The following is an 8,912-nucleotide window of genomic DNA, read 5'->3' on the forward strand; positions in this document are numbered from 1 at the left end:
TTTGCCCCTTGCTTGATATGCGCGTAAATCGCGCGTAAACTACGCGCAGTTTTGAAACCCCTTGAAAGAGGCCTATTCCATGAAACCAGAAGAGATTAAAGCAGCAATCGTGCGTGCTGGAACCTCCCAGGTCGCGATTGCTACTCACTTGGGGGTAACGCCACAAAGCGTGGGTCGCGTGATCAAGAAGACCATGCGATCCGAGCGCATTGAGCGCGAGCTTGAGAAGCTCACAGGTGGCCCGATCCACGCCAAAAAGAGCAAGGTCGGCAGGCCTCGTGCCACCTGGAACGGCGCTGCCAAAGGAGTCAGCGCGTGATGCCCAACACCCAAACCATCGCTGTTGGCATCGGCCCTCTCGGGTACGCCATTCGACCGCTGCGTGCTCCATCGCTGCCCAAGACAACTGCGGAGGTCAAGGCCCAGTTCCACGCGGAAGGCAAGGCCATCGGTGACTGGGCGGATCAACACGGCTTCAGGCGCAGTGATGTGTACCGAGTGCTCAACGGCTTCTCGGCCATGAAGCGCGGCCTCCCTCATCAGATCGCCATCGCACTTGGACTCAAACCGGGAGCGATCCAATGACCATCGATCACCTCACACACCTGCTCGACAAGAAGGTGCCCGACATGTCGAACGGCCTTCGCATCGAAACGCACTACGGCGAGATCGACATCCCGGCAGGCAACCTGGCTGAGCGCATGAAAGACCTCGTCGCCCAGCACTTCACGCTGGAGTTGATGCGCGCCGAAGAAATCCAGCGCCAGCGCCTGGCAGCAGAAGGGAGCGCAGCAGCATGAGCACTGACTACACCAACGAGTCGCAACAACGAATCCTGAAGGTCGTGCTGGCCCTGTTCAGCGACGTGGTGCAAGGCGTCTCGCCCAGCGCCCTGGCCCGTGCTGTCGATGCCGACGCACCAAAGATCACCCGCGACCTGGACAACCTGCGCACCGCAGGCCTTGCCGAGCGCGACGAGACCACCGGCCTCTGGCGCCTGACCCCGCGCTTGCCCCAGCAAGCCGTGAAGGTGTTCGCCGCCATCGACACCGCCCAGCGCCGGGTAGACGAGGCCCGCCAGCGGTTCACCCGCACCTGACACCGCCCGAAACCGCTTTTTCAAATGCGGTGTTGACGCCGCATTTGACCCCACCCAACCACAACCCCGAAGAGGAACCTGAATGGCACGCACCCCGAAAACCACCGAAGTGATCGACCTGACAGACAAGCAGATCGACACCGGAAAGATGACCAACGCCATGGGCGCGATGCGGTCGCAGGAGCTGGCAGTGATCGAAGCCGACGCCCAGCTCAACACCAGGGTTCGCGCGGTCGCTGAGATGGTCGGTTACGTGCTGCCCGGCGAGGCGGTAGACGCCGACCTGATCCAGCGCGACATCAGCGCCAACATGCGCCGCAGTATCGAAGCCTGCCTGGAGGTGGGCCGGGGCCTGGTGGTGCTGCGCGAAGCCTGCCCCCACGGGCAGTTCACCGCCCGCCTGGACGTGCTCGGCATCGAAGCCCGGGTGGCTCAGCGCTTCATGTCCTCGGCCCGGCGTTTTTCAAATGCGGCGTCAACACCGCTTTTGAAAGCCATCGGCAACCAGACCAAGCTGTTCGAGATGCTTGTGCTGGACGATGAGGAGATCGAGGAGCTGGCGCTGACCGGCCAGACCGGTGAGCTAAGTCTTGACGACGTGGCGGTTATGTCGGTCAAGGAACTGCGCTCGGCCCTGCGCGAGCTGCGCGCAGAGCACGACAGTGCCGAGCAAGTGCGCGGTGATCTGCGCAAGAAGATCGACAAGCTGGAGCGCGACTCCAAGCGCATCAAGACCGAAGGCCCTGACGAAGCCCTGATCGCCCTGTCCAAGGAAGCGCAGGGCCATGCCTCCGACGCACTGGGCGCGATCCGAGGCGCCGTCAGCGACAGCCTCCGCGCCTTGGCGAAGCACTACATCGAGCACGGTGGTGAGCCCATCCTGCTCACGATGGCCGGCATGGTCGGGCAGCTGCAGGCGGAGCTCAACGCCATCCGCGCCGATCTGCACATCCCGGACATCAGCACCGCCGCTGACGTCAAGCTCGCCGGTGAAGTCGCCCAGTGGGCTGGCACCCCCAAAGCCGCCTGAGTCGAGCCATGCCACCCAGCTACAGCCCCTACGTGACCCAGCGCGTTCTTGCGCTGTCCACCGCCCTGCAGACCGCCGAACGCGGCCAGGCCGGTGGGCTGGTGCGGGAGTGCGCGGCTGAGCTGGCCCTGTCAGTCCCAACCGTCTACCGGATCATGGATCAAGTCACTCTCAAGACCCAGCGCAAACAGCGCAGCGACGCGGGCACGGTGAGCCTGTCGCGGCAGGAAGCCGTGGACATCTCGGCTTACCTGATGAGCAGCTTGCGCAAGGGCAACAAGCGTCTGCTGTCCATTGGCCAGGCGGTGGCCGAGCTGCGGGCCAACGGCATCGTGCGCGCCCAGCGGATTGACGCCGCAAGCGGCGAGGTGATCCCGCTCAGCGAGAGCGCGATCAGTCGCGCGCTCAAGGGATACAAACTGCACCCCGACCAGCTGCTCCGGGCCGCACCAGGCAAGGAAATGCAGAGCCTGCACCCCAACCACGTCTGGCAGATCGACGCCTCGCTGTGCGTCCTCTACTACCTCAAGCCCACCGGCCCGCGCGACGCGGGTCTGCAGGTGATGGACCACGACAAGTTCTACAAGAACAAGCCGGCCAACCTGAAGGCGATTGAAGCGGACCGCGTGTGGCGTTACGCGGTCACCGATCACAACAGTGGCGCGATCTTCGTGCACTACGTGATGGGCGCCGAGAGCGGCGCCAACCTGGCTGAGTCGTTCATCGCCGCCATCCAGCAGCGCGGTACCTCACCATTCCACGGCGTGCCTTTCATCCTCATGATGGACATGGGCAGCGCCAACACCAGCGGCCTGTTCAAGCAGCTGGCCCGCCGCCTGCAGGTGGAGATCATTGCCCACGCACCGGGCAACGCTCGTGCCACCGGCCAGGTGGAAAACGCGCACAACATCATCGAACGCTCGTTTGAGAGCGGCCTGCGCCTCACCCCGGTGCAAGACCTCGCGGGTCTCAACACGCTGGCACAACGCTGGATCGCATGGTTCAACGGCACGCAGGTTCACAGCCGCCACGGCAAGACCCGCTTCGATGCCTGGATGACCATCGCCGCCGAGCAGCTGCGCATTGCGCCATCGCCCGAGCTGTGCCGCCAGCTGGTGAACCACAAGCCCGAAAAGCGCAAGGTCAGCGTGATGCTCACCGTGCAGTTCGGCGGTGCCGAATACGACGTGAGCAGCATCCCCGGCATCGTGGTGGGCGAGAGCGTGATGATGGCCATCAACCCCTACCAGGCCGACGCGGCCACGGTGGTCGAGGTCGGCGCGGACGGCAAGGAAGCGCTGCACAGCGTGCCCCTGGTGGCGCGCAATGAGGCAGGCTTCAGGGAAGACGCCAACGTGATCGGCGAGGGCTACACCCGCCACGCCGACACCTTGGCAGACACCAATCGCAAGCTGGTCGAGCGCACCATCATGGACGCGCCCACCGACGAAGCGGCCGAGGCCGCGCGCAAGGCCAAGGCGCGGCCCTTCGGTGGCCGCATCGACCCGTACAAGGTGATCGACGACGCGCCAGAGCGCACCTTCCTGCCGCGCAAGGGCGAGGCCCTGGCCGTGCAGACCACCACCGCTGCAACGCCGGTACCGGCCCGCCAGCTCACCCACTTTGAAGCCGGCCAATGGCTCACCGCCAACGGCGTTCAGATGGGTCGCGAGGTGTACGAGAAGCTGCGCGCCTGGCACGCAGACGGCGTGCCCGAAGACCAGCTCGCCACCCTGAAAGACCGCCTCACTGTGCGGGCCGGTCTGCGCGTTGTTGCAGGGGGTTCGAAATGATGGCCGTCGCTTTGAACCTGCCGCAGGTCCACCGCTGGACATCGCTCAACAAGCTCGCGAAGGCTGCGGGCATGAGCGCCACCACGATGAAGCGCGCCGCTCGCGGGCAGTGGCCGGTGATCGGCCACGAACAGGTGCGCGAGCGCATCAATGCCGCCGTCACGAAGCTGGGCGCCCAGCCCGCCGACCTGGACGCGCTCTACACCGCGCAGCTCAACGAGCCTGCCAAAGAAGTTGGCCCCGATGTGCAGCAACACACCGAGGCCGTCCCCGCCCCTCAGGCACCTTTAACCGCAACCCAAGAGAAGGAGAAAGACATGCTACTTCAGAACGCAGCCATAACACCCGCCGCCCGCGAACACTTCGGGCTTCCCCGCAACCCGTTCGTTGACGACGTGCAAAGCGGCGACGACGTGTTCCAGACCTCCAGCGTGCGCTACGTGCGCTCCAGCTTGCTCGACTGCGCGCTGCACCACGGCTTCGTCGCCGTGATCGGCGAGAGCGGCGCAGGCAAGAGCACGCTCGCCAACGATCTGGAAGACCGCATCAGCCGCGAAGGCCGCGACATCGTGATCATCCGCCCCTATGTCTTGGCGATGGAGGAAAACGACTCCAAGGGCAAGACCCTCAAGAGCGGCCAGATCGCCGAAGCGGTTCTGCGCAGCCTGGACCCACAGGCCAGCATGCGCAGCAGCCCAGAGGCTCGGTTCAATCAGGTGCACCAGCTGCTCAAGACCAGCGCCCGCGCCGGCCGGCGCCACCTGCTGCTGATCGAAGAGGCTCACTGCATGCCCACCAGCACCCTCAAGCACCTGAAGCGGTGGATTGAGCTGCTCGAAGGCTTCCGCCGCCTGATCGGCGTGGCCCTGATCGCCCAGCCAGAACTGCGCAAGCGCTTCGACAGCGCTGGCCCCGAGCTGCGCGAGGTGGCTCAGCGCTGCGAGCTGATCGAACTGGGCGCCCTGGACACCGACCTCGAAGGCTACCTGCGCCACAAGTTCGCGCGCTTCGACCTGAAATACGAGCAGGTGTTCGCGACCGACGCCGCCGACGCGATCCGTGCCCGCTTGATCCACCTGCCGCGCGGCGGCAAGCCCTCAGACGTACGCAGCATCTGCTACCCGCTGGTGGTGAACAACCTGGTCAGCCGCGCCATGAACGCCGCTGCCAACGCCGGCTACCCGGTGGTGGACGGCAACGTCATCAAGCACTGCTGATCGGAGGGCGCACACCATGATCTTCCGACTTCAAGTCACCCTGCAGGACGGCAAGCGCTATGCCGGCCTGGGCTTCTTCACGGACTCGGGCGAAGCACTGGAACAGACCTGGGCTGACTACCCGGAGGCCTCTACCGTCAGCGCGATCTGCCTGAGTCGGAGGGCCGCGTCATGAACTGCTGCGACGACAACGGCAAATGCACCGGCGGCGCCGGATGCGCTGCGCGAACAGTGCGCAGTTGCGACGAGCTGGGCGTGTGCCAGCACAAGCGCCCGCGCTGCGAAGGCTGCACCGTGGGCCTCCAACTCACCAGCGAAGGCATCCGCTTCGCACCTGGCGAGATCGAACACTACCGCACCCCTTTCCTCGGCACGCCAGCGCAACGCCGCGAGCTGGCCCGCTGGTCGAAGCAAGCGGCGGCGCTCCTGGTGGTGGTCGGGCTCGCCTCGCTGGCAGTGGGTGTGATCGCAGGGAGGCTCCAGTGAAGACCAGCGACACGAACTACAGCAGCGCCTTCTACGGCGGCTTTTCTGAGGACGAGCTGGCGCTCTGGCGCCATCTGCGCAACCAGGGCGGCTACTGGATCGCGGGCGAGCTGATGCCCAGCTTCCCGCAGCTCGCACCGGCCCAGAAGGTGGGCGGTGTGCTCAAGCGGCTCTTCAGCGCCAAGCACGTGGCGCGCCGCATGGGCGCCGGTGGTGTGTGGGCCTACGGCGTCACGGCAGCGTGCAGCCCGCCCATGCGCGAGAGCATGACCATTCCAGCCGCCACATTGACGGAGGCCGCATGAGCGATCTGCACCACATCGACCTGGCCTCAGAGGCCACGGTCCACCTCGACGGCCTGCGCATCGTGCTGTTGGCGCTGCTGCCCAAAGACGGCAGGCCCCGCACCGTGGCCGAACTCTCAGCCAACACGGGAGCCAACTCGGCCTCCATCGTCGACGCGCTGCTCGACGACTACATGGCCGGCGCGCTGGAGTTCGACGTGCGCGCCGACGCCTACCGCCTCTCCACCACCAAAGCCCGCCCACAAGGAGCCATCGCGTGAACACCACGGAAATCCACGACATGCCAACCAACCAGGAAGACCAAGCGCTGCAAATGCTGGTCAAACAACTGGTGGTGATCGCCGATCAGGCGCCCGACCACCAACTGCTGTTGGTCGCGCTGATGTCCATCTACAAGGCCGTGGCGATCACCCACCCCTGCTGCACAGCAGTCGCAGCGCAAACCGCATTGCAGGTTGGCGGCGAGCTGCTGATCCGTTCGCTCGGCACCCAGTCTGCCGGCCCCATTCACTGACCTCACCAGGAGCAACCCACCATGGCAACCCGAATCAAGACCACCAGCGGCGGCAACGTGCCGCAATCGAAGGCCGACGCTATGCGCGACATCAAGGCCATTGGCGATATGCAGCGCGAGCTGGGCCGCATCCAGGCCGACCTGAACGACGAGATCGCCAACCTGACCAAGCGGGCCGCGCCCAAGATCGAGAGCCTGCGTGAGCGCCTCACCGAGCTGCAGGCAGGTGTGCACACCTGGTGCGAGGCGCACCGCGTTGAGCTGTGCGGCAAAGGCAAGACCGCCAACCTGGTGACCGGCGAAGTGAGCTGGCGCCAGCGCCCACCGAGCGTGTCCATCGCCAAGGCCGAAGACGTGATCCAGCGCCTGCGCGGGCTGGGCCTGTTTCGCTTTGTGCGTGAGAAGGAAGAGATCAACAAGGAAGCCATCCTGGCCGAGCCGGCCGAGGTCGCGGGCATCAAAGGCATCAAGGTGGTGACCGGCGTCGAAGATTTCGTGATCACGCCGTTCGAAGTGGAAGTGGGAGAGACGGCATGAGCGCGGTCTGGTTTTTCATCGGCTACGTCCTGGGCTGCGTCATGTCCATGGGCGCGATTTACCTCGGCCACCGCATCGCTGAGCGGAACGCTCTGCAGCAGAAGACTGGGGGTGCGTCATGATCAAGAACGCCACCATCTACCGTATCGCCTCGTCGCTCCACCTGCTGTCGTTAGAGAACATGGGGGACTGCCTGCAGAAGGCCGCGTTCGTGCCCTGCGGTGCCACGCAGGACAAGGCCGTGGGCTGGGTTGAGCCACGCGGTGAAGCACACGGCGCCCTGGTCGAGCTGATCGCCGGTCAGCGCATCCTGAAGCTGATGATCGAAACCAAGGCTGTGCCCGGCTCGCTGGTGCGCACCACCGCCCAGGCCGCTGCCGATCAGATCGAAGCCGAGACCAGCCGCAGGCCCGGAAAAAAGCAGATGAAGGAACTGCGCGAAGACGCCCTGCTGGAGCTGCTGCCGAACGCGTTCGCCCGCCAGGCGGCCGTGTGGATCTGGATCGACCTGAACGCCGGCCTGCTGGTGATCGGGTCGACCAGTCGCCACCAGATCGACGAAACGGTGACCGCGCTGGTCAGCACCTTCGGCCACCTGCAGTTGCAGCTGCTGCAGACCAAGGTCACACCGCAGAGCGCGATGACAAACTGGCTTTCAGCCGAAGACCCAGAACACGCTTGGGTGGACGGGTTCTCCATTGAGCGCGAGTGTGAGTTGCGGTCGGCTGACGAGGAAAAGTCAGTGATCCGATTCACCCGCCACAGCCTGGGCGGCGAACAGGTGCGCAAGCACATCACCGAAGGCAAGCTGCCCACCCGCCTGGCACTGAGCTGGGAAGGCCGCGTCGGGTTCGTACTCACCGAGTCCATGCAGCTCAAGAAGATCACCTTCCTGGAAGGCGTGTTGAACGACCGACCAGAAGACGGCGAGAGCAGCTTTGACACCGATGTGGCGTTGACCACGGGCGAACTGGGCAAGTTGATCCCGGCGCTCGTGGAGGCGCTGGGTGGCGAGCTGGTGGTTGGTTCTGGCCTGCCTGATGCACCAGGAGGTGCGTGATGACCAAGACGCTCAAAGCAGCAGCAGTCATCGCCAGCGGCAACGCCACGATCACCTTCGAAGACCAAGGCCAGGACTTCCTGGTGTGGGACATCAAGGACCGCAAGGTGGTGGCCTGCCGCCCGTTCCAGGCGGACCTGTGGGTCGGCTCCGAAGTCCTGTCGTTTCCTGAGGTCGGAAAGACGGTCGAGATCCAGATGCCCACGGATCGCGGTGGCCGGCGCATGTGGGTCAAGTACCCGCTCGTGAAGGTCGAGGCGTTTCGGATGGTTGAGGAGAAGGCCCCATGAGCCGCCCCGCACAGCTCCAGTTCAACAGCGCGGGCGCCTGGCGCAGCGGGCTCAACTTCGACGCGGGCGAGGTGCCCGACGAGTTCCTGCAGGCGGCTGATTCGCTCGCCCGTCTGTCCGGGGAGCACGTCGGCATGCGCGTGCTGATGTGTGTCCCGAACGGCAGCGGCGGCTACATCGCCTCTCGTCACGTGCTCATGCACTGGACGCGCGAACACGGCTGGGTGAAGACATGAGCCGCAGCCCTATCGACCGCGCCAAGGGCGCGCAGAACTACCAGAGCGCGATGGAGCGCCAGCGCTGCGAGATCTGCGCGCAATCAGTCGAGTGCTACGGCTCCACGCTGCAGTGCCGGCTGGGCTCGTTTCTCGTCACGAAGTATTCGGTGTGCGACCGCTGGGAATTGCGCCCCCGCCCGGGCTTCAAAACGCCGCCATGAATCCACAACGCGCGTCGGCCAACGGTGGGGCGCGATAGGCCGATGGGGATATGCGGTGGGTGCCCCAGGTTTGCATACCCAACTACCGCTGTCAGATGGACTGCCTCCTTTCAGCTACCAGTCTGACCGGTTTCCCGAGGCG

General features: G+C 65.0%; 18 protein-coding genes. All 18 read left to right on the forward strand.

Annotated features, from left to right (window positions below; genetic code table 11):
• Positions 1–79: 79 nt before the first annotated feature.
• The 18 genes from B0E41_RS25450 to B0E41_RS25525 all read left to right on the forward strand — a co-directional run bounded on the left by B0E41_RS25450 (position 80) and on the right by B0E41_RS25525 (position 8,770).
• Positions 80–319: a hypothetical protein gene (locus tag B0E41_RS25450; protein WP_171984880.1), complete on the forward strand. Its 240-nt coding sequence runs from the start codon at positions 80–82 to the stop codon at positions 317–319.
• The gene (locus tag B0E41_RS25455) at positions 319–585 is read left to right on the forward strand and encodes a hypothetical protein (RefSeq protein WP_077335797.1); all 267 of its coding nucleotides are present in this window, start codon (positions 319–321) and stop codon (positions 583–585) included. The genes B0E41_RS25450 and B0E41_RS25455 overlap by 1 nt, the downstream gene beginning before the upstream one ends.
• Positions 582–800 carry a hypothetical protein gene (locus B0E41_RS25460; RefSeq protein ID WP_077335799.1) on the forward strand — a complete coding sequence of 73 codons (219 nt, stop codon included), beginning with the start codon at positions 582–584 and terminating at the stop codon, positions 798–800. The genes B0E41_RS25455 and B0E41_RS25460 overlap by 4 nt, the downstream gene beginning before the upstream one ends.
• Complete coding sequence (locus B0E41_RS25465; protein ID WP_077335801.1) at positions 797–1,099, forward strand: IclR family transcriptional regulator; 303 nt, start codon at positions 797–799, stop codon at positions 1,097–1,099. The genes B0E41_RS25460 and B0E41_RS25465 overlap by 4 nt, the downstream gene beginning before the upstream one ends.
• A gap of 82 nt (positions 1,100–1,181) precedes the next feature.
• Positions 1,182–2,129, forward strand: a complete 948-nt coding sequence (locus B0E41_RS25470) for a hypothetical protein (protein WP_077335803.1) — start codon at positions 1,182–1,184, stop codon at positions 2,127–2,129.
• 8 nt (positions 2,130–2,137) lie between these two features.
• Complete coding sequence (locus B0E41_RS25475) at positions 2,138–3,922, forward strand: DDE-type integrase/transposase/recombinase (RefSeq protein WP_077335805.1); 1,785 nt, start codon at positions 2,138–2,140, stop codon at positions 3,920–3,922.
• Positions 3,919–5,139, forward strand: coding sequence for an AAA family ATPase (locus tag B0E41_RS25480; RefSeq protein ID WP_253195166.1), 1,221 nt, complete (start codon positions 3,919–3,921; stop codon positions 5,137–5,139). Before B0E41_RS25475 ends, B0E41_RS25480 begins: the two co-directional genes overlap by 4 nt.
• 16 nt (positions 5,140–5,155) lie before the next feature.
• Positions 5,156–5,314, forward strand: coding sequence for a hypothetical protein (locus B0E41_RS27290; RefSeq protein WP_171984881.1), 159 nt, complete (start codon positions 5,156–5,158; stop codon positions 5,312–5,314).
• Complete coding sequence (locus B0E41_RS25485) at positions 5,311–5,625, forward strand: hypothetical protein (protein ID WP_077335807.1); 315 nt, start codon at positions 5,311–5,313, stop codon at positions 5,623–5,625. The genes B0E41_RS27290 and B0E41_RS25485 overlap by 4 nt, the downstream gene beginning before the upstream one ends.
• A complete protein-coding gene (locus B0E41_RS25490; protein ID WP_077335809.1) occupies positions 5,622–5,930 on the forward strand; it encodes a hypothetical protein in 309 nt (102 codons plus the stop codon). Before B0E41_RS25485 ends, B0E41_RS25490 begins: the two co-directional genes overlap by 4 nt.
• Positions 5,927–6,190 carry a hypothetical protein gene (locus tag B0E41_RS25495; RefSeq protein ID WP_077335811.1) on the forward strand — a complete coding sequence of 88 codons (264 nt, stop codon included), beginning with the start codon at positions 5,927–5,929 and terminating at the stop codon, positions 6,188–6,190. Before B0E41_RS25490 ends, B0E41_RS25495 begins: the two co-directional genes overlap by 4 nt.
• Entirely contained in the window at positions 6,187–6,444 is a 258-nt protein-coding gene (locus tag B0E41_RS25500; protein WP_077335813.1) for a hypothetical protein, read from the forward strand. The genes B0E41_RS25495 and B0E41_RS25500 overlap by 4 nt, the downstream gene beginning before the upstream one ends.
• Positions 6,445–6,465: 21 nt before the next feature.
• On the forward strand, positions 6,466–6,981 hold the full coding sequence (locus B0E41_RS25505; RefSeq protein ID WP_077335815.1) for a host-nuclease inhibitor Gam family protein: 516 nt from the start codon (positions 6,466–6,468) through the stop codon (positions 6,979–6,981).
• A complete protein-coding gene (locus B0E41_RS27770) occupies positions 6,978–7,103 on the forward strand; it encodes a hypothetical protein (protein ID WP_290440868.1) in 126 nt (41 codons plus the stop codon). The genes B0E41_RS25505 and B0E41_RS27770 overlap by 4 nt, the downstream gene beginning before the upstream one ends.
• Positions 7,100–8,041, forward strand: a complete 942-nt coding sequence (locus tag B0E41_RS25510; protein WP_077335817.1) for a recombination-associated protein RdgC — start codon at positions 7,100–7,102, stop codon at positions 8,039–8,041. Before B0E41_RS27770 ends, B0E41_RS25510 begins: the two co-directional genes overlap by 4 nt.
• Complete coding sequence (locus tag B0E41_RS25515) at positions 8,041–8,331, forward strand: hypothetical protein (RefSeq protein ID WP_077335819.1); 291 nt, start codon at positions 8,041–8,043, stop codon at positions 8,329–8,331. The genes B0E41_RS25510 and B0E41_RS25515 overlap by 1 nt, the downstream gene beginning before the upstream one ends.
• Positions 8,328–8,567, forward strand: a complete 240-nt coding sequence (locus B0E41_RS25520) for a hypothetical protein (protein WP_077335821.1) — start codon at positions 8,328–8,330, stop codon at positions 8,565–8,567. Before B0E41_RS25515 ends, B0E41_RS25520 begins: the two co-directional genes overlap by 4 nt.
• Positions 8,564–8,770 (forward strand): hypothetical protein, encoded by a 207-nt coding sequence (locus B0E41_RS25525; RefSeq protein WP_077335823.1) that lies wholly within the window; start codon positions 8,564–8,566, stop codon positions 8,768–8,770. Before B0E41_RS25520 ends, B0E41_RS25525 begins: the two co-directional genes overlap by 4 nt.
• Positions 8,771–8,912 lie beyond the last annotated feature (142 nt).

It is taken from the genome of Hydrogenophaga sp. A37 (assembly GCF_002001205.1).
GTDB lineage: Bacteria > Pseudomonadota > Gammaproteobacteria > Burkholderiales > Burkholderiaceae_C > Hydrogenophaga.

What these genes read in the sequence shown, in the direction of transcription:
- B0E41_RS25450 (WP_171984880.1), top strand. Translation starts at nt 80, where the DNA reads ATGAAACCAGAAGAGATTAAAGCAGCAATCGTGCGTGCTGGAACCTCC.
- B0E41_RS25455 (WP_077335797.1), top strand. Translation starts at nt 319, where the DNA reads ATGCCCAACACCCAAACCATCGCTGTTGGCATCGGCCCTCTCGGGTAC.
- B0E41_RS25460 (WP_077335799.1), top strand. Translation starts at nt 582, where the DNA reads ATGACCATCGATCACCTCACACACCTGCTCGACAAGAAGGTGCCCGAC.
- B0E41_RS25465 (WP_077335801.1), top strand. Translation starts at nt 797, where the DNA reads ATGAGCACTGACTACACCAACGAGTCGCAACAACGAATCCTGAAGGTC.
- B0E41_RS25470 (WP_077335803.1), top strand. Translation starts at nt 1,182, where the DNA reads ATGGCACGCACCCCGAAAACCACCGAAGTGATCGACCTGACAGACAAG.
- B0E41_RS25475 (WP_077335805.1), top strand. Translation starts at nt 2,138, where the DNA reads ATGCCACCCAGCTACAGCCCCTACGTGACCCAGCGCGTTCTTGCGCTG.
- B0E41_RS25480 (WP_253195166.1), top strand. Translation starts at nt 3,919, where the DNA reads ATGATGGCCGTCGCTTTGAACCTGCCGCAGGTCCACCGCTGGACATCG.
- B0E41_RS27290 (WP_171984881.1), top strand. Translation starts at nt 5,156, where the DNA reads ATGATCTTCCGACTTCAAGTCACCCTGCAGGACGGCAAGCGCTATGCC.
- B0E41_RS25485 (WP_077335807.1), top strand. Translation starts at nt 5,311, where the DNA reads ATGAACTGCTGCGACGACAACGGCAAATGCACCGGCGGCGCCGGATGC.
- B0E41_RS25495 (WP_077335811.1), top strand. Translation starts at nt 5,927, where the DNA reads ATGAGCGATCTGCACCACATCGACCTGGCCTCAGAGGCCACGGTCCAC.
- B0E41_RS25505 (WP_077335815.1), top strand. Translation starts at nt 6,466, where the DNA reads ATGGCAACCCGAATCAAGACCACCAGCGGCGGCAACGTGCCGCAATCG.
- B0E41_RS27770 (WP_290440868.1), top strand. Translation starts at nt 6,978, where the DNA reads ATGAGCGCGGTCTGGTTTTTCATCGGCTACGTCCTGGGCTGCGTCATG.
- B0E41_RS25510 (WP_077335817.1), top strand. Translation starts at nt 7,100, where the DNA reads ATGATCAAGAACGCCACCATCTACCGTATCGCCTCGTCGCTCCACCTG.
- B0E41_RS25515 (WP_077335819.1), top strand. Translation starts at nt 8,041, where the DNA reads ATGACCAAGACGCTCAAAGCAGCAGCAGTCATCGCCAGCGGCAACGCC.
- B0E41_RS25520 (WP_077335821.1), top strand. Translation starts at nt 8,328, where the DNA reads ATGAGCCGCCCCGCACAGCTCCAGTTCAACAGCGCGGGCGCCTGGCGC.
- B0E41_RS25525 (WP_077335823.1), top strand. Translation starts at nt 8,564, where the DNA reads ATGAGCCGCAGCCCTATCGACCGCGCCAAGGGCGCGCAGAACTACCAG.